The sequence below is a fragment of the Salipiger sp. ABN3_019 genome (assembly GCF_056158605.1).
This window is the reverse complement of record NZ_JBSWTP010000010.1, coordinates 965972-989124: the sequence shown is the minus strand read 5'-3', so window position 1 is coordinate 989124 and position 23153 is coordinate 965972. Positions and strand designations below refer to the sequence as shown.

General features: G+C 65.2%; 21 protein-coding genes. 18 read left to right on the top strand and 3 right to left on the bottom strand.

Going from position 1 to position 23153, the window contains the following annotated elements:
• The first annotated feature begins 52 nt into the window (after window positions 1-52).
• The gene (trmB, locus tag ACXAD2_RS26655) at window positions 53-766 is read left to right on the top strand and encodes a tRNA (guanine(46)-N(7))-methyltransferase TrmB (RefSeq protein WP_164181343.1); all 714 of its coding nucleotides are present in this window, start codon (window positions 53-55) and stop codon (window positions 764-766) included.
• A 317-nt stretch (window positions 767-1083) separates the two neighbouring features.
• Here trmB and ACXAD2_RS26650 read toward each other — a convergent pair whose 3' ends face one another.
• Complete coding sequence (locus ACXAD2_RS26650) at window positions 1084-2091, bottom strand: zinc-dependent alcohol dehydrogenase family protein (RefSeq protein WP_475177365.1); 1008 nt, start codon at window positions 2089-2091, stop codon at window positions 1084-1086.
• A 703-nt stretch (window positions 2092-2794) separates the two neighbouring features.
• Here ACXAD2_RS26650 and ACXAD2_RS26645 point away from each other — a divergent pair.
• The 11 genes from ACXAD2_RS26645 to ACXAD2_RS26595 all read left to right on the top strand — a co-directional run bounded on the left by ACXAD2_RS26645 (window position 2795) and on the right by ACXAD2_RS26595 (window position 14477).
• Window positions 2795-4576: a hypothetical protein gene (locus ACXAD2_RS26645; protein ID WP_475177364.1), complete on the top strand. Its 1782-nt coding sequence runs from the start codon at window positions 2795-2797 to the stop codon at window positions 4574-4576.
• A 264-nt stretch (window positions 4577-4840) separates the two neighbouring features.
• On the top strand, window positions 4841-5440 hold the full coding sequence (locus tag ACXAD2_RS26640) for a flavin reductase family protein (RefSeq protein WP_475177361.1): 600 nt from the start codon (window positions 4841-4843) through the stop codon (window positions 5438-5440).
• Window positions 5441-5456: 16 nt separating this feature from the next.
• Window positions 5457-6398 carry a LysR family transcriptional regulator gene (locus tag ACXAD2_RS26635; protein ID WP_475177356.1) on the top strand — a complete coding sequence of 314 codons (942 nt, stop codon included), beginning with the start codon at window positions 5457-5459 and terminating at the stop codon, window positions 6396-6398.
• A 115-nt stretch (window positions 6399-6513) separates the two neighbouring features.
• The gene (locus ACXAD2_RS26630) at window positions 6514-7545 is read left to right on the top strand and encodes a C4-dicarboxylate TRAP transporter substrate-binding protein (protein WP_475177354.1); all 1032 of its coding nucleotides are present in this window, start codon (window positions 6514-6516) and stop codon (window positions 7543-7545) included.
• A gap of 72 nt (window positions 7546-7617) precedes the next feature.
• Entirely contained in the window at window positions 7618-8142 is a 525-nt protein-coding gene (locus ACXAD2_RS26625) for a TRAP transporter small permease subunit (protein WP_475177352.1), read from the top strand.
• Window positions 8139-9449, top strand: a complete 1311-nt coding sequence (locus ACXAD2_RS26620) for a TRAP transporter large permease (RefSeq protein ID WP_475177348.1) — start codon at window positions 8139-8141, stop codon at window positions 9447-9449. The genes ACXAD2_RS26625 and ACXAD2_RS26620 overlap by 4 nt, the downstream gene beginning before the upstream one ends.
• The gene (locus ACXAD2_RS26615; RefSeq protein WP_475177344.1) at window positions 9446-10102 is read left to right on the top strand and encodes a glutathione S-transferase N-terminal domain-containing protein; all 657 of its coding nucleotides are present in this window, start codon (window positions 9446-9448) and stop codon (window positions 10100-10102) included. The genes ACXAD2_RS26620 and ACXAD2_RS26615 overlap by 4 nt, the downstream gene beginning before the upstream one ends.
• Window positions 10099-10662, top strand: coding sequence for a carboxymuconolactone decarboxylase family protein (locus tag ACXAD2_RS26610; protein WP_475177339.1), 564 nt, complete (start codon window positions 10099-10101; stop codon window positions 10660-10662). Before ACXAD2_RS26615 ends, ACXAD2_RS26610 begins: the two co-directional genes overlap by 4 nt.
• Window positions 10659-11537 carry an amidohydrolase family protein gene (locus ACXAD2_RS26605; RefSeq protein WP_475177334.1) on the top strand — a complete coding sequence of 293 codons (879 nt, stop codon included), beginning with the start codon at window positions 10659-10661 and terminating at the stop codon, window positions 11535-11537. The genes ACXAD2_RS26610 and ACXAD2_RS26605 overlap by 4 nt, the downstream gene beginning before the upstream one ends.
• The gene (locus ACXAD2_RS26600; RefSeq protein ID WP_475177329.1) at window positions 11534-12334 is read left to right on the top strand and encodes an SDR family NAD(P)-dependent oxidoreductase; all 801 of its coding nucleotides are present in this window, start codon (window positions 11534-11536) and stop codon (window positions 12332-12334) included. The genes ACXAD2_RS26605 and ACXAD2_RS26600 overlap by 4 nt, the downstream gene beginning before the upstream one ends.
• 211 nt (window positions 12335-12545) lie before the next feature.
• Window positions 12546-14477 carry a DUF3604 domain-containing protein gene (locus tag ACXAD2_RS26595; protein WP_475177324.1) on the top strand — a complete coding sequence of 644 codons (1932 nt, stop codon included), beginning with the start codon at window positions 12546-12548 and terminating at the stop codon, window positions 14475-14477.
• A 60-nt stretch (window positions 14478-14537) separates the two neighbouring features.
• Here the strand turns inward: ACXAD2_RS26595 and ACXAD2_RS26590 are convergent, their stop codons facing one another.
• Window positions 14538-15887 carry an aspartate ammonia-lyase gene (locus ACXAD2_RS26590; protein ID WP_475177319.1) on the bottom strand — a complete coding sequence of 450 codons (1350 nt, stop codon included), beginning with the start codon at window positions 15885-15887 and terminating at the stop codon, window positions 14538-14540.
• Between the two features lie 213 nt (window positions 15888-16100).
• Here ACXAD2_RS26590 and ACXAD2_RS26585 point away from each other — a divergent pair, with 213 nt between their 5' ends.
• Window positions 16101-17054 (top strand): asparaginase, encoded by a 954-nt coding sequence (locus tag ACXAD2_RS26585; protein WP_475177315.1) that lies wholly within the window; start codon window positions 16101-16103, stop codon window positions 17052-17054.
• A gap of 19 nt (window positions 17055-17073) precedes the next feature.
• Here the strand turns inward: ACXAD2_RS26585 and ACXAD2_RS26580 are convergent, their stop codons facing one another.
• Window positions 17074-17886, bottom strand: coding sequence for a helix-turn-helix transcriptional regulator (locus ACXAD2_RS26580; protein ID WP_475177312.1), 813 nt, complete (start codon window positions 17884-17886; stop codon window positions 17074-17076).
• A gap of 143 nt (window positions 17887-18029) precedes the next feature.
• On the opposite strand from ACXAD2_RS26580, the gene ACXAD2_RS26575 reads away from it, so the two are divergent.
• The 5 genes from ACXAD2_RS26575 to ACXAD2_RS26555 all read left to right on the top strand — a co-directional run bounded on the left by ACXAD2_RS26575 (window position 18030) and on the right by ACXAD2_RS26555 (window position 23118).
• On the top strand, window positions 18030-19457 hold the full coding sequence (locus ACXAD2_RS26575) for an alanine/glycine:cation symporter family protein (RefSeq protein ID WP_164181364.1): 1428 nt from the start codon (window positions 18030-18032) through the stop codon (window positions 19455-19457).
• Window positions 19458-19621: 164 nt separating this feature from the next.
• The gene (locus ACXAD2_RS26570; RefSeq protein ID WP_475177306.1) at window positions 19622-20581 is read left to right on the top strand and encodes an HlyD family secretion protein; all 960 of its coding nucleotides are present in this window, start codon (window positions 19622-19624) and stop codon (window positions 20579-20581) included.
• On the top strand, window positions 20578-21549 hold the full coding sequence (locus ACXAD2_RS26565; RefSeq protein WP_475177303.1) for an ABC transporter ATP-binding protein: 972 nt from the start codon (window positions 20578-20580) through the stop codon (window positions 21547-21549). The genes ACXAD2_RS26570 and ACXAD2_RS26565 overlap by 4 nt, the downstream gene beginning before the upstream one ends.
• On the top strand, window positions 21546-22691 hold the full coding sequence (locus ACXAD2_RS26560) for an ABC transporter permease (protein ID WP_475177297.1): 1146 nt from the start codon (window positions 21546-21548) through the stop codon (window positions 22689-22691). Before ACXAD2_RS26565 ends, ACXAD2_RS26560 begins: the two co-directional genes overlap by 4 nt.
• 52 nt (window positions 22692-22743) lie before the next feature.
• Window positions 22744-23118 (top strand): hypothetical protein, encoded by a 375-nt coding sequence (locus tag ACXAD2_RS26555; RefSeq protein ID WP_475177292.1) that lies wholly within the window; start codon window positions 22744-22746, stop codon window positions 23116-23118.
• Window positions 23119-23153 lie beyond the last annotated feature (35 nt).

Here is a 23153-nt window from a genome sequence, read left to right as displayed (position 1 = left end):
AAGGGCGCGGAGAGGATTGCTCCGCGCCCGCTTCGCCGTTAAATCGCGGCGCATGACCACCTCGAACAAACATCCCGGCGCCCCGTGGCGCAATTTCTATGGCCGCGTGAAGGGCAAGACCCTGCGTCCGAGCCAAGAGACCTACCTCGAAGAGGATCTGGCGGCGTTGTCGCCGGGGCCGGTGGATTGGGAGGTGAACCCCGAGCGCGACGCCCTCGACATGGACGCCATGTTCGGCGGCAAGCCGGTGTGGCTCGAGGTCGGCTTTGGCGGCGGCGAGCATCTGGTGCATCAGGCGGCCAGCAATCGCGACGTGGGGATCATCGGCTGCGAGCCCTACATCAATGGCGTTGCCATGCTGCTGGGTAAGATCCGCGATGCGAAGGTGGACAACCTCAAGGTCTATCCGGGCGATGCGCGCAACCTCTTCGATGTGCTGCCGGACGGGTGCCTCGACCGGGCATTCCTCCTCTATCCCGACCCTTGGCCGAAGAAGAAGCACCACCGACGCCGCTTCGTCACGCAAGAGCACCTTGAGCCGCTGGCGAAGGCGATGAAGCCGGGCGCGATCTTCCGCGTTGCCACCGACATCCCCGACTACGTGCGCCAGACCATGGTCGAAGTGCCGAAAGCCGGGTTCGAATGGCTCGCCGAAGGCCCCGCCGACTGGCGCGAGCCTTGGGGCGACTGGATCTCGACCCGCTACGAGCAGAAGGCCCTGCGCGAAGGCCGCACGCCCCACTATATGACCTTCCGCCGGCGCTGAGCCGGGCGCTCTGCCTCTGCGCCCTCGGAAGGTGCCGCGTTCCCGCGTGAGGAGGGCGCTTGCAACTTGAAGGCGAGCGCGAGGCCAAGTAAAACTGACTAAGTCGGGACGGAACGACGATTGGGGCTGGAGAAGCGCTTCAACCGGGAGTATCGGCGGTATCTGTCCCGTAACGCCGCTGCGCACGCCTTGAGAAAGGCGCCCGCAATGACGTTCTGAGACCCGTCGCCAAGGCAGGGCAGGCACGCCTGCCACAGCGATGCGGACAGCGAGAAGGCCCCGGACCGGTTTCCCTCCGGGTCCGGGGCCTTCCAGCTTCACATGGTCACGCAGATCTTCCCAAAATGCGCGCCGCCTTCCTGATAGCGGAAGGCCTCGGCCAGATCGGCCAGTTCGAAGCTTCGGTCGATGACCGGGCGGATTTCGAGGGTATCGAGCGCGGCAACGAAATCTTGCTGATGTTTGCGCGAGCCCACGATGAGCCCCTGCAGTCGCTGCTGTTTGCGCATGAGCGTGGCCGTGGGGATATCGCCGGCGACGCCGGTCAGGATCCCGATCAGCGCGATATGCGCACCGGGGCGGCCAGCGGTGATCGATTGCGCTAGCGTGGCCGGGCCGCCGACCTCGACGATCAGATCGACGCCGCGCCCGCCGGCGAGCCGCTGCATCTCGGCGCCCCACTCCGGGGTCTCGCGGTAGTTGATGACATGATCGGCCCCGAGCGCCCGGAGCTGCTCGAGCTTCGCGTTCGAAGAGGAGGTGGCGATAACCTTTGCGCCCATCGCCTTGGCCAGTTGCAGCGCGTAGATCGACACCCCGCCAGTGCCCAGAACCGCGACCGTATCGCCGGGCTTCAGACCGCCGTCGACCACCAGCGCACGCCAGGCGGTCAGCCCGGCGGTGGTGATGGTCGAGGCTTCGGCGTGGCTCCAGCCCATCGGCGCGCGGGTGAACCAAGTCGCGGGCAGGGTCACCGTTTCGCGGGCGTAGCCGTCGATTCCGTCGCCGGGAACACGCGCGAAATCGGAGGGGCGGTCGTCGCCGTCCTGCCAGTCGGGAAAGAAGCACGATACGACGTGATCCCCCACAGAAAACTCCGTCACGCCGTCCCCCGTCGCCGTCACCACACCGGCTCCATCGGCCATTGGAATGCGCCCGTCTGCGGCACCATTTTCGCGCTTCGCGACCATGTAATCGTGAAAGTTCAGAGAGTTGGCGTGAAGGCGGACGGTGATCTCACCGGGATTGGGAGCCGCTGCGTCCGGGGCGTCAGACAGGATGAGATTGTCGAGCCCGCCGGGTGCCTTGATCGCGATCTGTTTCATGGGGGGTATCCTTCGGTCTTGCTGGTCACTGGCCGCGTGGGCCCTTGTCCCCGGAGGTAGATCGGCGCGGCGTTTAGGCCACGTCATCTGCGGTTTGCTGATGTTGCGGGCTCATTTCGACGGCGGGGCGACGTAAGGTTTCGGGCTAATGCGCTGGAAAGTTTGGGACGTCTCCGGTTAGTCTTGTCTCGTCCGTTGGCCCTCGAGCGTCGACCATGCGCGGTGCCGACCACCCCTGCCGGGGGCACGGTTGCTCGAGCGCAATTGGACGAACGCGCCGGGTGAACTGCGTTCATTTTGGGGCGGCTGACCCCAAAACACAGCGAAAAGTGCTGAAAATTGAGCCTAAGCCTGTTTTTCGGGCAGCCAGAGTGCGGAATTCCGCCTGTGACGCTCCGGCAATTGTTCGCCGAACAAATGTTGGGCGCTCACTTAACGTTTCCGTACATAACCCATTAAAACTCAATTGTTTCGAAAAATATGCAGATCAATTCAGGCGCTGCACGGCGGCATTCCGGGCGGAGTTGGCAGGAATCTCCCCGGAACACCGCCCGGAATGCTGGGGCTGAGCGCAGAACCGCTCGCGCCCTGTCGGCGGTAAATCTCCCAGATCCTCTGGCAAAGCTTCCCATCGAAAGATGTCTCTGGGCGGATGGGGCGTCTGAGCATTTTCCATGTCAGACCAAGAGCTTACAACCTTAGGATGAATTTCGGGATTAATTTTCAGATGGGCGTAGAAAGCAATAAAACGTTGGCGTTCGAGGGAGCGCAAGGATTTGGTGCGAACACGACCGGGGGGCGTGGTGGTGAGGTTGTTAAGGTTACCAATTTGAACAACTCCGGAAAAGGCTCGCTGCGGTGGGCGCTCGAGGACCTCGATGGACCTCGCATTGTCGTGTTCGAGGTCGGCGGACAAATCGACCTCACTGACCAAATTCAAATTAACGGTGATGTCACCCTGGCCGGGCAAACGGCGCCGGGCGGCATCACCGTGACCGGCGCGCGGCTGCGTGTCGTCGAAAGCAATGTGATCATCCGCGGCATGAATGTGCGACCGGGCGACTCGAAAGATGGCCATGATCCGGACAATCGAGATGGCATTTCGGTCGGCAAGGACGGACGTGTGGTCAAAAATGTCATCATCGACAGCAATTCGCTGTCCTGGGCGATCGACGAGAACGCATCGACCTGGGGTGGCCCCAGCAATGTCACCTGGTCGAACAACATCATCGCCGAAGGCCTGGTGAATTCATCGCACTCGAAGGGCGATCACAGCATGGGTATGCTGATCGGAGATGGCAGCTCCAACATCAGCATCATCGGCAATCTTTTCGCCAGCAACGACCAACGCAACGCGATCGTCAAAGATGCCTCCGAGAGCATCGAGTTCGTGAATAACGTCGTCTACAATTACGGTCGGCAGGGCCTCGAAGTCCACGGCGGGAGCCTTCATGCCATCGGCAACGTGATGATTTCCGGCGACGATTCCGACGGACGCCCGGCAATCCGGGTCAATTCCGGCTCGGGCGACAATGCATTTTACATTTCGGACAATGTCTCGGAAATCGGGGGCGATGCGACCAACAAGATCAAGAGTGGCCTCGTTTTCGATCCGGCGACGGAGGAAATTCTCCCGACGAGCAAGGTTCTCGACTGGGTGCTTTCGCATGCGGGCGTCATGATTGATGGCGAACGGAGCGAGATCGATCAGCGCATCATCAAGACGGTGCTGAACGATACTGGCGAGCTTATTGACGCGCCAAAGGATGTGGGCGGCTACCTTGACCGTGGCAGTTCCTCGGCGCTGAAAGACAGCGATGACGACGGCATTCCCGACGTCCATGAGGTGCTGCTTGGGTCGAACGTCAACAAGGCGGATGCACAGGGCGATGCGGATGGAAACGGGATCGCCAACATCGAGGATTACATCAACGGGCTGCTCGATGGGTTCGGCTCCGCTCCGACCGTCTCTGTCGATTTGAGTTACGCACCAGACGATAGCGCGGACGAGGAGGATACGAGCTCTGATGAGCAGACGGTCACCGCGAGCCGCGACACAGGGGCTTCGGCCGAGGCATTCAGCATCGAGGCGGAGGACTTTGATCTTTCAGGGGACTTTCGGACCGCCAGCTTGGGGGATGCTTCGGGCCGCAAGGTCATCAAATCGCAGCATGAAGGGACGGCGACCACCACGTTCGAGGGCGAGTCGGGCACCTATGACATGCGCATCGATTACTTCGACGAGAACGACGGGGTGTCCTATCTTGAGGTGCGTCTCAATGACGAAGTGCTCGAAGCATGGTACTGGGATCAGAACCTCGGCAGCGCCTTTGCCAACAAGCAGACCCTGACGCACCACGTGATCGAAGACGTCGACATCGAAGCGGGCGACGAGATCATCTTTTATGGCGTCGGTGATCGCGGCAACGAGCCGATGCGCATCGACACGCTCGCCTTCACGCCGAGCGACGCGCTCTTCGCCTGAGCGTTCTGACCGGTTGTGGTCTATTCGGGCGGTGCCCTGCTGGCGCCGCCCGATTGTACTTTGGCGCGCAAATCAGCGCTGTCCGCGCCCGTTCTAACGGGGAGGGGCGCGACGTTTATGGCACCTGCAGAGCGGTCAGCGCCGCCAAACACCAGTCCTTGAACTCAGCCAGACGCCGTCCGCACGTGCAGCGACGTCGCGAAAGCGATGGTGTTCCGGGCTGCCTTCGCCTTAGAAAAGCGTGTGAATTCCCGAGGAGGCCCCATGCATTACGGCGATACCCGCCCCGATATCCTGACGTTCGACCCGTTCAAGGCGATCATCGCGCCGCGTCCCATCGGCTGGATCGGCACGCGCAATGCCGAAGGTGTGCCGAACCTCGGGCCCTATTCCTTCTTCAACGCCATCGGCAACAGCCCGCATATGATCTGCTTCACCTCGGACGGGCTGAAGCACTCGGTGGTCAATGCGCGCGATCAGGGCGAGTTCACCTTCTCGCTGGCGACCGAGGCGCTGGCGCAGGAGATGAACATCTCGTCCGAAGCCATGCCCGACGGCGCCAATGAGTTCGAGAAGGCGGGGCTGACCCTCGGGACCAGCATCGAGACCAATGCGCCCTTCGTCGCCGAAAGCCCGGCAGCGCTGGAATGCGTGACGCTTTCGGTGACCGAACTCACCGACCGGACCGGCACGCCGATCGACCGTTTCATGGTCATCGGGCAAGTGGTGCAGACCCACATTCGCGACGAATATATCACCGGCGGACGCTTCGACACGGTGAAGGCCCGGCCGATCTCGCGCATGGGCTATCGCGACTATGCCACCGTCACCGAGGCGTGGGAGCTTATCCGGCCCGACGACTGAGCCAGGGAGGGGGGAGATGGTCGAAACCGGAAGCACGCTGCGCGATTGGCAGCCAGAGCTGCGCACCCTGCGCTATTTCCTCTGCGTGGCGGAGGAAAAGAACATGACGCGCGCGTCCGAGCGGCTGCGCATCGCCCAGCCCGCGCTCAGCCGTCAGATCGCCCGGCTCGAAAGCGATCTGGCGCTCAAGGTGTTCAACCGCACGGCGCGGGGGATGGAACTGACCGAGGCGGGCGAGATCTTGCAGCGCCGCGCCTATGCGATCATGGCGCAGATCGCGCAGGCCCATCACGATGTCACCGCCCATGCCGATCGCCCGCAGGGGGTGGTCGTGGTCGGGATGCCGCCGACGCCGGGAGAGTTCATCACCCCGCCGCTGCTGTCGCGGGTCAAAGCCGAGTATCCCGAGATCGAGCTGCGCTTCGTCGAGGGGTTTTCGAACGCGCTCGAACACAAGCTCTCGCAGGGTGAGATCGGGCTGGCGGTGATGCATGACGCGCCGCTGCAGGACGACATCGTCACCACCGAGCTTCTGGTCGAGCACCTCAATGTCGTCGGCCCCTGCGGCGCGCTCGACAAGGACAGCTACACGCTCGCCGAGGCCGCGGCGATGCCGCTGATCATGCCGAGCCGCCCCAACTTTCTGCGCATCCTCGTCGACAAGCACGCTGACGAGATCGGCGCCGAATTGAACATCGTGCAGCGGGTGGATGGGGTGTGGCACCTGAAATCCTTGGTCCGGCACGGCCATGGGTTCACCATCCTGACCTATGGCGGGGTGCTCTCGGAGGTGCAGAACGGCACGCTCGAGGCGCGGCCCATCGTAAAGCCGCAGATGGCATGGACGCTCTGCACCGCCACCAAGGCCGACCAGCGCGGCAAGAAGGCAATTCAGGTGGTCGAGGCTCTGGTGCGTGACATCGTCGGCGACCTCGTGGCGTCCGGCATCTGGCGCTGAGCAATACCTAAAAGGTATCGCGTCGATCATATAACAGTATTTGAATCATGTCTGGCGATCTCCGAGTATCGCCTCAGACGGGCCCGGAGGAGGGTCCGCAACCTTGGGAGGACACATGTCTCTGAACGCATTCCTGCGGTCGTCGGCGCTTGCGCTCGCGACGGCAACCGGCCTTGCCAGCATGGCACAGGCGGACACCTACAAATGGATCACTTTCAAGCCGCAGGGCGCGGGCGACGCGCAGGCGATCACCACGCAGTGGCTCGTTGACCAGTTCGCCGAGCGCACCGGCGGCACGCACAGCATCGAGGTGTTCTGGGGCGGCTCGGTCGCCAAGACCCGAGAGATCCCCGAGGCGCTGGCCGCGGGCGTCGGTGATTTCGGCGACATCATCACCCCCTATTTCCCCGATCTCATGCCGCTCAACAACGCGGTCGGCTTCTTCATCCCGCAGCCGATGAACACCCTCGAAGTGGGGCAGTTCATGGAAGAGATGCACGCCACCTATCCGCAGTTCAGCGAAGAGCTGGGAAGCCAGAACCTGCACGCCTTCGGCTTCCGTCCGCTCGAGGATTACGGCCTGCTCTGCACCAAGCCGGTGAAGAGCGCGGCGGACATGAAGGGCCTGCGCATCCGCTCTTATGGCTTTGCCTATCCCAAGCTGATCGAGGCGCTCGGCGCGTCGCCGGTGTCGATCGCCACCTCCGAGGCCTATGAGGCCCTGCAGCGCTCGATCATCGACTGCACCCCGATCGGCCCGGCGCTGGCACGCGGTTGGAAGTACGACGAGGTTGCCAAATACTACATCGAGATTCCGCTGGGCGCCTCCTTTGGCCACCTGCTGGCGATGAACCTCGACAGCTACAACGGGATGGACGACGAGACCAAGGCTGTCATCGACCAGCTCGGCAAGGACTACCTCGTGGAATACGCCCGCGTGCTCGACGAAGACGCGGCGCGCGTGCGCGAGCTTTGGACAGGCGAGTTGGGCGTCGAGGTGATCCCCTTCCCGCAAGAAGAACTGCTGGGCGTTCTGGACGATGCAGGCGTGCAGGACGTGCGTCAGGAATGGATCGACAAGGCGAACGGCCTTGGCGTTCCGGCTGACGAGATCGCCAAGAGCTTCGACTTCGACACACCGTCCTGATCCGGACGTGACCGGTCCCGCGCCAAAGCGTACCCCCGGCGCGGGACCTCTCCCTCGAAAGAGTCCCGAAAGATGCAAACGCTAGAAACCCTGCGCCGTCGCTACGGCGCATTCCTGTCGCTATGCGGCCTCGCCTCGGGCGTGCTGATCTTCGCGGTCATGCTGCTCGTCGTGGCCAATGTGGTGATGCGCTACGTCTTCAATCAGCCGGTCACCGGCACGCTGGAGCTGACCGAAAGCGCGCTGCCGCTGATCATCTTCCTGTCTCTGGCGCTGACCCAGATGCATGGCGGCCACATCAAGGTGGTGCTGCTGACCCAGCGCCTGCCGCACGGCGTCGCGCGCGCCGCCAAGGTGCTGGCGATGCTGGCGGGCTTTGTGCTGTTCGCATGGGCCGCCTACGCGGGCTGGCTGATGGCGGCCAAGAGCTTCGCCATCGGCGAGCTTGAACGTGGCTCGATCCGCTTCCCGATCTGGCCGATCAAATTCGCGATCTGCTTTGGCCTTGGCCTGCTGGCGATCCAGTACCTGCTCGACGGGATCTGGGTGGCGCTTGGCGGAACGCTCGACGACGACTCTGATGAGGTGATGGAATGAGCTCGCTCCTGATTGGCGGGATTGGCGTGGCCGGACTTTTCGGCGGCATCCTGCTGGGCATCAACGTGATGGTGGTGCTGGGCCTTGTGGGCGCCTTCGGCCTTGCCTCGCTCGTCGGCTTCAAGGCCGCGACGGCGATCCTTGGCACCGTCTTCTTCGACACCACCCACAGCTTCCACTTCTCGGTCATCCCGCTGTTCCTGCTCATGGGCTTTTTCGCCATGCGCGCGGGCCTCGGCGAAGACCTTTTCGAGGCCACCACCAAGTGGCTCGGCAACCTGCGCGGCGGTCTGGCGATCTCGACGACGCTTGGCGCGGCGGCCTTCGGCGCGGCCTCGGGGTCTTCGGTGGGCACGGCGACCGTCTTCACCAAGCTGGCGCTGCCGCAGATGCTCGACCGGGGCTACGATAAAAGCCTCGCCTCGGCCTCGATCGCCATCGCGGGCACATTGGCGGTGATGATCCCACCCTCGGCGCTGGTGGTGGTCTACGGCATCCTCACCGACAGCTCGATCGGCGCGCTGCTGATCGCGGGCTTCATCCCCGGCATCGTCTTCGCCATCGTGCTCTGCCTCGCCATCTGGCTGACTGTGCTGCGCAACCCGTCGCTGGCACCGCAGGAAAGCTACAGCTTCACCCTGCGCGAAAAATTCGCCTCGCTGAAGCTGGCCGGTCCGCTGGTGCTGATCATCCTGCTGATCGTGGTGGGCCTTTACGTCGGCATCTTCACCCCGACCGAGGCGGGCGGCATCGGCGCCTTTGCTACCTTCCTGTTGGCGATCATCCGGCACCGGGGGATCAAGGGCGTGGAGCTGCGCAAGACGCTGCTGGAAACGATCCAAACCTCGGCGATGATCTTCGGCATCCTGATCTGCGCGCTGGTCTTCTCGAAGTTCCTTGCGCTCTCGGGCGTGGCGAATGCGGTGGGCGGCTATCTGACCGGGCTCGAGGTGAACCGCTGGGTGATCGTGCTGCTGGTCTCGCTGATCTACCTCGCGCTGGGGATGATGATGGACGCGCCCGCGCTTCTGGCCATCACCCTGCCGATCACCCACCCGGTAATGATGAACCTCGGCTTCGATCCGATCTGGTTCGGCATCTTCGTGGTGCTGCTGGTCGAGATCGGCGCGGTGACGCCGCCGGTGGGGATCAACTGCTTCGTGGTGCAATCGGCCTCGAACGGGCGGGTCTCGCTGGAGCAGGTGTTCAAAGGGCTGCTGCCCTTCGTGCTGGCGGGCTTTGCGATGCTGGTGCTGCTGTGCCTTGTGCCGCAAATCGCACTCTTCCTGCCGGAGACGATGCTATGAGCATGACCCTCGACAAACCCCTCGCGCTTTGCGGCGCGGGGGAGGGCGGCCGGGCGATCCTGCGCACCACGCTGACGTCTCCCTATGGGCGCAAAGTGCGGATGGCGGCGCAGGTGCTGGGGCTTTCGGAGCGGATCGAACTGGTCGCCGCCGACACTCGCGATCCCGCCGACGACCTGCGCCAGCAGAATCCGCTGGGCAAGATGCCCTGCCTGATGACCGATGGCGAGACGCTCTACGACAGCCGGGTGATCCTCGAGTTCTTCGACACGCTCTCCGAGGGGCGCGGCCTTATCCCTCGTGAGGGGCGGGCGCGCTTTCACTGCCTGACCCGCGCGTGCCTTGCCGACGGCGTCACCGATGCGGCGCTGCTGATGGTCTACGAAGGGCGCTTCCGCAGCGCCGAGAAAATCTCGGATGACTGGCTGGCGCACCAGCGTGGCAAGGTCGAGCGCGGGCTGTCGTCGCTCGCCGCCCTGCCGCCGGACCCGGCCCGTACCGACGCGGCGGCGATCTCGCTGGCCTGCGCGCTTGGCTACCTCGACTGGCGCGCGCCGGTCCTGTGGCGCGACCGCTGGCCCGAACTGGCGTCTTGGCTCGAGCGCTTCGCCGCCGCCGAACCCGCATTCAAGGCAACGGAGGCCCCGCAATGACCGATTGGCCGAAACAGCGCCTCGCAGCTCCCGATCCCGAGACCTACACTGATCGCCAGCGCGAGATCCACGCGGCCATCGCCTCGGGCCCGCGCGGCGGCGTGCGCGGGCCGCTCGCGGTCTGGCTGCACCGCCCCGAGTTGGCCGCCAAGGCGCAGGAGCTTGGGCGCTATTGCCGCTATGACAGCGCGCTGGAGCCGCGGCTGAGCGAGCTGGCGATCCTCACCATGGCCCGTCACTGGAGCGCCGAATACGAGTGGTTTGCGCATAAGCCCCCGGCGCTTAAGGCCGGTCTTTCGCCCGATCTGGTCGAGGCGCTGCGCACCGGCGCCGAGCCGCCCTACGGTGACGCCGAAGAGCGCGTGACCCACCTCGTCGCCGTCTCTGTGCTGACGACCAACAACGTGCCCGATGCGCTTTACGCCGAAGCCGAAGCGGTGCTCGGCACGCAGCGGCTCGTCGATCTGGTGGGAGTCATCGGCTATTACACGCTGATCTCTGCCACGCTCAACGTGTTCCGCATCTCCCCGCCCCAAGACGCGCCGAAGGAGCTGACATGAACGACGCCCCGATCACTTGGAACCCGGACCGCAGCGCCCCGACGCTGACCCTGCCGAAGGGCGCCGCCGACTGCCATGTGCATGTCTTCGGCCCCACCTCCCGTTTCCCCTATGCGCCCGAGAGCGGCTTCAAGCCCGGCGACGCGCCAAAGGAAGAGCTTTTCGCGCTGCATGACATGCTCGGGATCGACCGCTGCGTGATCGTCCAGTCCGGCTGTCACGGCCATGACAATTCGGTGGTGGCCGACGCCATGGCGGCGCGTCCGGGGCGGTACCTCGGCATCGCGCTCGCCTCGCCCGAGATCACCGATGCGCAGATCACCGAGATGCACGCCCAGGGCTTTCGCGGCGTGCGCTTCAACTACATGTCGCATCTCGCGCCCGGCGCCACCCACGACCAGTTGCGCGCGCTGGCACCGCGGCTGGCGCAGCACGGCTGGCAGCTGCTGATCCATATGGAGGCAAAGCTGATCGCCGAGCTCGCGCCGGTGCTGGCTGAATTGCCGTGCCCGGTGGTGATCGACCACATGGGCCGGATCGATGCCAGCCTCGGGATGGATCAGGCACCGTTTCAGGATCTCATCCGGCTGGGCGAGAATGAGCATATCTGGCTCAAGGTCTCGGGCTCCGAACGCTGCTCGGTGCAGGAACCTCCCTACGCCGACGCAACGTCCTTTGCCGCCAAACTGGTCGCGCTCTACCCCGAGCGCACCATCTGGGGCACCGACTGGCCGCATCCGAATTTCCGCGCCGCACCGCCGGACGATGGCGTGCTGGTCGATACGCTGAAGGTGATCGTCCCGACAGCGGACGCGCTCCAGCGTCTGCTGGTGGACAACCCCGCGAAGCTCTACGATTTCGGAGACCTCGCATGACCCGGCGGCTTGAAGGCAAGGTCGCCATCATCACCGGCGCGGGCTGCGTCGGGCCGGGCTGGGGCAATGGCCGCGCCGCCTGCGTGCGCTTTGCCGAAGAGGGGGCAAAGATCTTCGCGGTCGATCTGCGCGCCGACACGATGGAAGAGACCCTGAGCCGCACCCGCGATGCGGGCGACGAGGTGGAGCCCTATCTCTGCGATGTCACCGACCGCGCCAGCGTCGAGGCCATGGTGGCGGCCTGCATCGCCCGCTTTGGCAGGGTCGACATTCTGGTCAACAACGTCGGCGGCTCGTTCAAGGGCGGCGCGGCGCAGCTTTCCGAGGACGACTGGGATCGGCAGATGGATTTCAACCTGAAGTCCGTCTTTCTGACCTGCAAATCGGTGCTGCCGCATATGGAGGCGCAGGGCTCGGGCGCGATCGTCAACACCTCCTCGACCTCGGGCACCCGTTGGACCGGCGCGGCGCAGGTGGCCTATGCCTCGTCGAAGGCGGCGGTGATCCAGTTCGGCAAGGTCACGGCGGTGGAATACGCGCCCAAGGGCGTGCGGGTGAACACGGTGGTGCCGGGGCAGTTGCACACGCCAATGGTCGAGGCGCGACTGGCAGGCCAGCGCGCGGGCGGCGATGTGGACGCGCTGTTGGCACAGCGGCTGGCACGGATCCCGATGGGCTGGATGGGCGATGGGCGTGACACGGCGAATGCGGCGCTCTTCCTCGCCTCCGACGAGGCGCGCTTTGTCACCGGCACCGAAATCGTCGTCGACGGCGGCATGTCGGTGCGCTGCGACTGACGGTTTCCACGCACAAGCCAAGCGGCCCGTCATAAGCACGGCGGCCCCTTAAGACTTGAAGCCTGATCGGGGCCGGGACCGGCAGTCTCTGCCCCAACTCGGGCGCGCCTGCGCTCATATTCATCCCGCGGCATAGGAAAATGTGGTACAAACCCTAGTGTGGGGTTCTTGGTGCTTCCTTTGAGAAATTGTCTTGGGGAGGAAACACTCAATGCCAATATTCTTTAATCAAATATACACCTTATCCAGTCGCGCCGCGCTCACGCTCAGCGCGGCTGCGCTCGGTCTGGGGGCCTTGGGCGCCGCCGCGCAGGAATATTCCACCGAGCAGGCGGACACCGAAGTGGTGCTCGCGCCCGACGCCTTCTCGCCCTACGCCGGGCGCAACTTCCCGCAGATACCGCTCTGGGGGGACTCGCATCTGCACACGATGGTCTCGGTCGATGCGGGCACCATGACGCGGCTGTCGCAGGAGGACGCCTATCGCTTTGCACGCGGTGAGGAAGTGACCACCACCCACGGGCTGCGCGCCAAACTGTCGCGTCCGCTCGACTGGCTGGTGATTTCCGACCACGCTGAGATGTACGGGCTGATGCCGCAGCTTCTGTCGGGCGATGCGCAGGTGCTTGCCACCGAGCAGGGGCGGCTTTGGTACGAGGCGCTGACCGCCGGGGATGCACAGCGGGCCTTCGACACCGCGATGGAGATCGTTGCCTCGCTGTCAGGAGAAGAGCCGCCGATCGACAATCCCAAGGCCATCAAGCACGCGTGGGAGAATTACACCGCGCTCGCCGATCGCTACAATGAGCCGGGCGTGTTCTCGGCGATCATCGGCTATGAATACACCACCGAGGGCGCGAACAACCTGCACCGCAATGTGCTGTTCCGTGACGATGCGGCGCGGGCGAACCAGACCCGGCCCTTCTCGCAATATGACAGCAAGAACCCCGAGGACCTCTGGAGCTATCTCGCCGACTATGAGGCACGCAGCGGCGCCGAGGTGCTGGCCATCCCGCACAATGGCAACCTGTCGAACGGGCGGATGTTCTCGATGAACGCCTATGACGGCTCGGCCCTGACCGAAGAGATTGCGCAGATGCGCGCGCGGTTCGAGCCACTCTACGAGCCGACACAGATCAAGGGCGACGGCGAGGCGCATCCGTTCCTCAGCCCCGATGATGAGTTCGCCGATCATGACACTTGGGACGCCTCGAACCTCAATGGCACCGAGGTGAAAACGCCCGACATGCTCGCCGGGGAATACGCCCGCGAGGCGCTGAAGCGCGGGCTTGCCATCGAGCGCGACCTTGGGGTGAACCCGTTCAAGTTTGGCATGGTCGGCGCCACAGACTCGCACACCGGCATGGCCACGGCGCAGGAGGATAACTTCTTTGGCAAGCATTCGGGCGTCGAGCCCGAGCCGCACCGCTGGGAGCATGTGGTGATCGAAGCGCCCGACCCCTCGCTGACCATCTACGGCTGGAAACAGGCGGCGGGTGGCCTCGGCGCGGTCTGGGCCTCCGAGAACACCCGCGCGGCGATCTTCGACGCGATGATGCGCAAAGAGACCTATGCGACCACCGGCTCGCGCATGACGGTGCGCTTCTTCGGCGGCTACGACTTTTCCGAGGCCGACACGATTAGCCGCCTTCCGGCGGACGCGGGCTATGCCAAGGGGGTGCCGATGGGCGGCGATCTCGGGGCTGCTCCGGATGGCGCCGCGCCCAGCTTTCTGATGGCGGCGCTGAAGGACCCGCTGTCGGGCAACCTTGACCGCATTCAGGTGGTCAAAGGCTGGATCGACGCCGAAGGCGAGACCCATGAAAAGGTTTTCGACGTGGTCTGGTCGGGCGACCGGGCGCCGGATGAAAACGGCAAGCTGCCGGATGTGGGCAATACGGTCGATGTGGCCAACGCAAGCTGGACCAACACCATCGGCGCGCCCGAGTTGATCGGCGTCTGGCAGGACCCGGAGTTCGATGCGGCGCTGCCAGCCTTCTACTACGCGCGGGTGATCGAGATCCCGACGCCGCGCTGGACCGCCTATGAGGCGAAACGCTTTGGCGTCGAGATGCCCGAAGAGGTGCCGATGATCACCACCGAGCGCGCCTATACCTCGCCGATCTGGTACGCGCCGGGCTGACCCGGCTTTTGCAGCGGGCGGCCCAAGGGTCGCCCGTTTTGAGATCGGCGGAAAGTCGGCTCAGGAGGCCAGCGGCTCGGCGTCGATGCCCAGTTCCCTCAGCGCCTCATGCACCGATATTCCGCTGTTCAGCGCGTGTTTGGCGACGCGCGCCGCGCTCTCATAGCCGATCTGCGGCACCAGCGAGGTCGCGACGGCGAGGCTGTTCTCCAGCAGGCCACGGCAACGCGCCTCGTCGGCCTCGATGCCCACCACGCAGCGGTCGGTCAGGCAGGCCATCGCACGCTTGAGGATACGGATCGACTGCAGGATGTTGAGGATTGCCACCGGCTCCATCGCGTTGAGCTGCAGCTGTCCGGCCTCGGCAGCCATGGTCACGGTCAGATCGTTGCCGATTACCTGATAAGCCACCTGATTGACCACCTCGGGGATCACCGGGTTCACCTTGCCCGGCATGATCGACGAGCCTGCCTGCACCGCGGGCAGGCGGATTTCGCCAAACCCCGAGCGCGGGCCCGAACTGAGCAGACGCAGGTCGTTGCAGATTTTCGAGAGTTTCACCGCCACCCGCTTGAGGATGCCAGAGAAGGCCACGAAGCCGCCGAGGTCCGACGAAGCTTCGACCAGATCGCGCGCCTGCCGCAGCGGCAGACCCGAGACCCGGCGCAACTCTTCCACCGCCACGGCGGCATAGCCCAAGGGCGCATTGACCCCCGTGCCGATGGCAGTGCCGCCGAGGTTCACTTCCATCAGCAGGTCCGACACGTCGCGCAGCCGCTCGATATCTTCCTCGATGGTGTTGGCGAAAGAGCGGAATTCCTGCCCGAGCGTCATCGGCACCGCGTCCTGCAACTGGGTGCGGCCCAGCTTGGGGATGGCGTCGAACTCTTCGGCCTTGGCGGCAAAGGCGTCGCACAGCCGCTGGTGCTCGACCGAGAGCCCCTCGAGCCGCTGCAGCACCGCAAGGCGCAGCGCGGTGGGGTAGGCGTCATTGGTGGACTGCGATTTGTTCACGTCGTCATTGGGGTGCAGCTGCGCGTAGCTGCCCGGCGGATGGCCCATGTGGCGCAGGCCGAGGTTGGCGATTACCTCATTGGCGTTCATGTTGGTCGAAGTGCCCGCGCCGCCCTGCATCATGTCGACGATGAAATGCGCGTGGTGCTCGCCCGCCAGAAGCGCGTCGCAGGCGACGTCGATGGCATGGGTCTTCTCTGCGCTCAGCACGCCCAGACGGTGGTTCGCCGCCGCTGCCGCTTTCTTGACCATGGCAAGGCTGCGCACAAGCTCGGGGAACTCCGAAACCGGCACATCCGAGATCCGGAAGTTGTCATAGGCGCGCATGGTGTGAATGCCGTAGAGCGCATCGTCGGGCACCTCATAGTGGCCCAGTGAATCAAATTCGGTTCGCACGGTCTTTCCTCCCGGTGACTTCGCGGCGGCGTTTACCGCGCCGGGATGCGGTGGCAACGTGCAATCTCTATGGTAGCGGCGAAGGTGACGCTGGTTGACGCGACCCCGGGCATGGTCCGCGTCAGGCGGCTCTGCCGGGGCATCTGGCCCGGCGCCGGAAAATTCGAGAGACAGGCCTGCGGCCACCGCGCCGCGCAACGCGAAAGGGGACACGTGCGACTTCTGCTGATTTACACCGGGGGCACCATCGGCATGGCCGCGACGCCGCAAGGCTTCGCGCCGCAGGCCGGGGTGATCGAGGACGCGCTGCAGCGGCTCCAAACCGAGGGGCGCATTCCGCAGGATGTCACGCTGCGCCAACTCGACCGGCTGATCGACAGCGCCGAGGCAACGCCGCGCGAATGGAACCGCCTCAGCCGCCTCTTGGCCGAGGCGCAGGCCGAGTTCGACGGTGTCGTCGTGACCCATGGCACCGACACGCTCGCCTTCAGCGCCGCTGCGCTGTGTCTCGCGCTGCACGGGCTTACAAAGCCAGTCATCGTAACCGGGTCGATGCTGCCGCTGACGGTGGAGGGCAGCGACGGGTGGGACAACCTTGCCGATGCGCTCAATGCCGCGACGCGCACGGCTCCGGGAGTCTGGGTGCAATTCGCCGGACGGCTTTTGCACGGCGCGCGCGTGCGCAAGGCGCATTCCTCTGCGCTGGATGCCTTCGTCGCGGCAGAGAGTGCCGGAGCGCCGCTGTCCCCAGCGGCGGATCCCATGGCGGTTGAGGTGCTGCCACACCGTGTCGCCGTGCTGTCCATCGCGCCCGGCGCTTGCATCGATGTGCTGCGCTTCGCGGCAGAGCAATGCGATGGCATCGTGCTGCGCTGCTACGGTGCCGGCACCGCGCCGGACACGCCGCAGTTGCGCGCCGCGCTGGCGTTGGCGGCTGAGCGGCAGGTGCCGGTGGTGGCGGTCAGCCAGAGCCCCGAGGGCGGTATCAGCCTCGGCACCTATGCGGCGGGCGGGGTGCTGCGCGAGAGCGGGGTGATCGACGGGCGCGACATGACGCCCGAGATGGCCTATGCCAAGCTGCACTACGCGCTGTCGCTGCACGCCAGTTTCGACCAGTGCCGTGCCTTCCTCGAAACCCCGGTCTGTGGCGAGATGCGCACGGCTTAAGCCTTAGGGAGCTTAGGCCTCAGGCCAGCGGCGCCTCGATCAGCGGGCCGCGGCGCTGCTCCCACGAGCCCAGCATTTCGCGCACTTCTTCGGGGATGTCGGCGCTGTCGGGCGCGTAAAGCGCGCTGCGCCGGATCTCGCGCCGCAGGTCGGCCTTGTCGCCGAGGTATTCAAAGACGATCTGCGTCGCCGCCGGAGGCCGCGGCGCCCGCGCCGCCACGCCCGAGACGACGCCGGTCAGATAGCGGATGCGGTTGTTGTAGCTGGGATAGAGGATGATCTGCATCACCTCGTTGCGGGTCAGCGTCTCCATCACCGTCATGAAGATCCGGTCGCCGAGCACAAAGCAGGCACCTTGATACTTGCAGGTGAACTTCGACCGCCCCGGTTTGCCGACGTTCTCGATGGTCTTCACGTTCATCCCGAAGGGCGTTGCATAGATGCGCCCGACCGAGAGCAGGATCTGCCCCGGATGCGACATCGAGTTGTAATAGACCCGGTAGGTGCCCGTGTAGGCCTGCAGCGCGCGCTGCGAGTCGAGCCTGATGTCATTGGCCGTGGTGGCCACCACGTTGCGCTCGACCGTGGCGGCGATATGGCCGGGGCGCAGGCGCACCATCTCTGCGAACTGGGCGTGCGGCAGCAGCAACTCGCTCTCGTCCACGCCGAAGAAATCGCACATCCGCTGCATCAGCCGGAGCGAGGGGAAGGTCTCGCCCGAAAGGTAGCGGTTGAACTGCGAGCGGTTCACTCCAAGCTGTCTGCACACCTCGGCAATCGACTTGTGGTAACTGCACAGCAGCCTGAGGTTCCGGGACAGATCGCGCGACATCCGCACATCCTTCGCTAGTTGATGCGCTCCCGTATCAACCCGCGTCAGGGGGGCGCAAGCTAGTGAAATGGTATTCCGCTTTTGCCTGCCTAGTGTGCGCGCCAATCCGCGTGAAACTGACCGCATAGACCTAGGAGGAGTGCATGGAATTTCTGGAAATGATCTTCGGCAAGATCGGAGATCTCACCTGGGGCTGGTCGCTGATCCCGATCCTCGTGATCTTTGGCTGCTTCATCACACTGGCGACCGGCTTCGTCCAGTTCCGCTTCTTCGGGCGCATGTTCCGCGTGCTGAGCAGCGCCAACAACTCGGATGACCCGAGCCGCATCTCGGCGCGTGAGGCGCTGCTGGTTTCGGTCGGCGGTCGCGTCGGCGGCGGCAACATCGCGGGGGTCGCCGTGGCGATCACCCTCGGTGGGCCCGGCGCGGTCTTCTGGATGTGGGCGGTGGCGCTGGTCGGCATGGCCACCAGCCTCGTCGAATGCTCGCTCGCGCAGCTGTTCAAGCGCCGCGTGGACGAGACCACCTTCCGCGGTGGCCCGGCGCTGTCGATCATCCACGGTCTGGGCAAAGAGTTCCGCTGGCTGGCGGTGGTCTACGCGATCTGCCTGATCGCGGCCTTCGGCTTCGGCTTCAACGCCTTTCAGGGCAACACCGTGGCGGGCGCCGTTCAGGACAGCCTCGGCATTGACCGTCTGTGGACCGGCATCGCGCTGTCGCTGATCGCGGGCGCGATCATCTTCGGCGGCATCCACCGCATCGCCAAGGCGTCGGACGTGATCGTGCCGATCATGGCGGTGGGCTATCTGGCGCTGGCGCTGATCGTCATCGTGCTCAACATCACCGAGATCCCCGGCGTGATCTCGTCGATCGTCAGCAATGCCTTCGGCTTCGAGCAGGCGGTTGGCGGCGGCATGGGCGCGGCACTGGCGCAGGGTCTGCGGCGCGGGCTTTTCTCGAATGAGGCGGGCCTCGGCTCGGCGCCCAACGTGGCGGCCACCGCCGAAGTGCGCCACCCGATCAGCCAAGGCATCACGCAGTCTTTCTCGGTGTTCATCGACACCATCCTGATCTGCTCGTGCACCGCCTTCATCATCCTGCTGGGCGACGTCTATGTGCCCGGAGCCGAAGGCATCGACGGCGTGGCGCTGACCCAGCAATCGCTGGTGTCGCACCTCGGGGCATGGGCGCAGTACTTCCTGACCGGGGCGATCCTGCTCTTCGCCTTCTCGTCGATCATCTACAACTACTACCTCGGCGAGAACGCCCTGAGCGTGCTGTCCAAGCACCCGGTGTCGCTGGTGCTCTTCCGTCTGGCGATCATGGCCATCGTCTTTGTCGGCGCGGTGGCGCCCGGCGCGACGGCGGTGTTCTTCTTCTCCGATCCGATGATGGGCGTGCTGGCAGTGGTGAACCTTCTGGCGATCATGATGCTCTTCCCGGTGGCGCTGCGCCTGCTGCGTGACTTCCGGGCACAGCTGAAGGCGGGCGTCGACCGTCCGGTGCTGAACCCGGACGATTACGCCGACCTCGACATCGACCGCGACGCATGGCGCGGCACGGCGAACTGAGCCGCAGCGCATCTGTCGAAACCTCTCAAAGGGCCGCTCTGCAGCGGCCCTTTTGCTGTGCCGATCCGCGCAAGGCTCCCGAGGCAAGGCTTTGATCAAAGTCATGGACGTGAAGGGCCGGGCGCGCGAGGCTTGACCAGCGGGCGCGCAAGGAGGGGACGGTCATGATCGCATTGCTGAGGCTACTGGCGGCACCGGCGCTGCTGCTGCCGCTCGCGCTGCCGTCGTGTGAGAGCCGGGGGCCGGATGTGGCGCTTGGCCTTCTGATGCGCGAGCGGGTCGTGCTGACGGCCACCGCCAACGAGATCATCACCGGACTGCCCGTCGCCGAGGGCAGCGCGGTCGCCGCCGGGGACGTTCTGGTCCAGCTCGACGATACGCTGCAGCAGGCCGAATTGGCGGTGGCGCAGGCGCAGCTTGCCGAGGCGCAGGCCGACCTTGAACGCATGCAGACCGGCGCACGGTCCGAAGAGATCGCCATCGCCGAGGCGCGGGTCGAGGGCGCGCGGGCGGTCTATCAGGAGGCGCAGGCCAGCTACGATCGCAACGCCCGCCTGCTCGAGACCGGCACCGTCACCGCCGCGCGGCTCGATCAGGACGTGGCGCGGCGCAACTCTGCGCTGGCCGAGCTGACCAGCGCCGAGCAGACGCTGCAGGAACTCCGGACCGGTGCGCGGCCCGAGGATATCCGCATTGCCGAGGCCAAGGTGACCGCCGCCGAGGCGCAGGTGGCGGCGGAACGCACGCGGCTGTCGGATTTGACCATCCGCGCCTCGCGCGACGGTCTGCTCGACAGCCTGCCGTGGAACCGGGGCGAGCGCGTGCCTCTGGGCAGCCCGGTGGCGGTGCTGCTCACCGACGACCGGCCTTATGCCCGCGTCTATGTGCCCGAGATGCGGCGGGCAGGGCTTTCGATCGGCGATCCCGTCAGTGTCCGGCTCGACGGCGCCGAGCAGGCCTATGAGGGCACCCTGCGGTGGATCAACAACGAGCCCGCCTTCACGCCCTATTACGCGCTCAACCAAGAGCAGCGCAGCCGTCTGGTCTATCCGGCCGAGGTCGCGCTGCCCGAGGCGGCGGCGGAGCTGCCGGCGGGGCTGCCGGTTTCGGCGGCGCTGCCATGACCGCAAATGTCGCCCAGACCTTCGGCCTGAGCCGACGCTTCGGCGAGAAGACCGCCGTCGACGGGCTCGATCTCGCGATCCCGAAGGGGGTGGTCTATGGCCTGCTCGGTCCCAATGGCTCTGGCAAGACCACCGCCATGCGGATGCTCACCGGTCTGCTGACGCCCACAGAGGGCTACGCCGAGGTGCTGGGCGCGCGGCTGCCGGGCGATGCCGAGGCGGTGAAGCGGCGCATCGGCTATATGACGCAGGGCTTCACCCACTACCGCGACCTCACCGTGCTCGAGAACCTGCGGTTCATCGCCGACATCCACGATCTGCCAGCCAAAGCCAAACGCCGCCGCATCGCCGAACTGCTGGAGACTTACACGCTCATCGAACAGGCCCATGTTCTGGCCGGATCGCTCAGCGGCGGGCAGCGGCAGCGCCTCGCGCTGGCGGCGACGGTCATGCATGAGCCCGAGCTGCTGTTCCTCGATGAGCCCACGGCGGCGGTCGATCCCGAGACCCGCCGCGCCTTTTGGGAGCGGCTGTTCGATCTGGTGGACAAGGGCACCACGATGATCGTCTCGACCCATCTGATGGATGAAGCCGAGCGGTGCCACCGCATCGCCATCCTCGACCGGGGCCGCAAATGCGCCGACGGCACGCCGCATGAGCTTATGGCACGGATCGAGGGGCGCGCGGTGGAGGTGGCCGCAGACGATCCGCGCCACATTGGCCGGGCATTGAGCGGAGGGGCGGGGATTATCTCGGTGGCGCAGATCGGCGCACGGCTGCGGGTGCTGGTGGCCGAAGGTACGGGCGATCCGGTCGGGCTGGTGCAGCAGGCTCTGAGCGCGCATCCGGGAGCGCAGGTGCGGGCCATTGCGCCGAACCTCGAGGATGTCTTCGTGCTGGCAACGCAGCGGCCAGTTAAGGCCGCCGAACCCACCGAAACAGCCGAAACCCCCGGGGCCGGGCGATGATCTCGGGGCGGCGCATCATGGCGATCCTGCGCAAGGAACTGTTGCAGCTGCGGCGCGACCGGCTGACCTTCGGGATGATCGTGATGATCCCGCTCATCCAACTGGTGCTCTTCGGCTATGCGATCAACACCGAGATCCGGCACATCCCGGCGGTGGTGGTTGACCAGAGCGACACCAACCTCAGCCGCAGCCTGATCCAGATGGTCGAGGCGACGCAGGTGGTGCGGTTCGAAAAACATCTCGCCACCGTCGCCGAGGCCGAACGCGCCATCGTCCGGGCCGAGGCCCGCGCTGCCTTCATCATCCCGCGCGATGTGGCGCAGCGGCTGGTGCGCAGCCCCGCCATCGGCAGCCGGTTCGCCTCGGGGGTCGACGACCCGACCGCCCGGCCCATCGCGCAGTGGATCGCCGACGGCTCGGACACGCTGGTTGCCGGGGCGATCCGGGCGCTGCGCTCGATGCCTCTGGGCGAGATGTTCCGCGAGCCCGCCAATGCCGCGGTGCCGACCTTCGAGGTGGCGCTATTCTACAACCCCGAACAGCGCACCGTGGTGAACATCGTGCCGGGACTGGTTGGCATCATCCTGACGATGACGATGATTATGTTCACCTCTGCCGCGATCGTGCGCGAAAGCGAACGCGGCAATATGGAGATGCTGATCACCACGCCGATCCGCCCGGTCGAGATCATGATCGGCAAGATCATTCCCTATGTCGGCATCGGCCTCATACAGGTCGGGATCATCCTCGGGCTCGGCGCGCTGCTGTTTTCGGTGACGGTGGCAGGCGCGCTTTGGGTGCTGCTGCTGGTGACGCTGCTGTTCATCCTCGCCAGCCTCTCGCTGGGGCTGGTGCTCTCGACGCTGGCGCGCAACCAGTTGCAGGCGATGCAGATGACCGTTTTCGTGCTGCTGCCGTCGATCCTGCTGTCGGGCTTCATGTTCCCCTATGAGGGCATGCCCAAGGGCGCGCAGATGCTCGCCGACCTGCTGCCCGCCACCCATTTCATGCGGATCATCCGCGGCGTGGTGCTGCGCGATGCGGCACTGGGCGATCTGCTGCCCGACGCGGGCTGGCTGCTGGGCTTTGCCGTGCTGGGGCTGATCGTCGCCTCGCTGCGGTTCCGAAAGCGGCTGGATTGAGCACAGCTGCGGCGACCGAGCTCGGCCGCAGCCGATCCCTTGCCCTGCCGCCTTGACCGAGCGTAAGAACTGCGGAAGTCTGAGCGGCAGGGAGTGCGCTCGTTTTCTAGGTAACTCAATTTCAAGGCCCGCCGTGACTCAGGATTTCTTTGCCCGGACCCTGCCGCTTTTGCTGCGACTGAGCGTGATCCTCTCGCTTGGCGCGGGCGCGATTGCCGGGATCCTCATCTGCTCTGCCATCTACGCCGCGGACAAGACCTTCGCGGCACTGGAAATGGCTATTGCGTCCGGTGCGCTGGTGCTTGCGGTGGCCGCCGGGAAGCGTGCCATCTTCCTCTTTGGGCAAATGCATCAGCTCAGAACCTGCGGCGAATGCGATCTGGAGCTTCTTTGCAGGCTGTGCCCGCTCGACCATTTGGATTTTTAGGCCCAAGACGCGCGGGCCTGTTCGAGGTAGGGCTT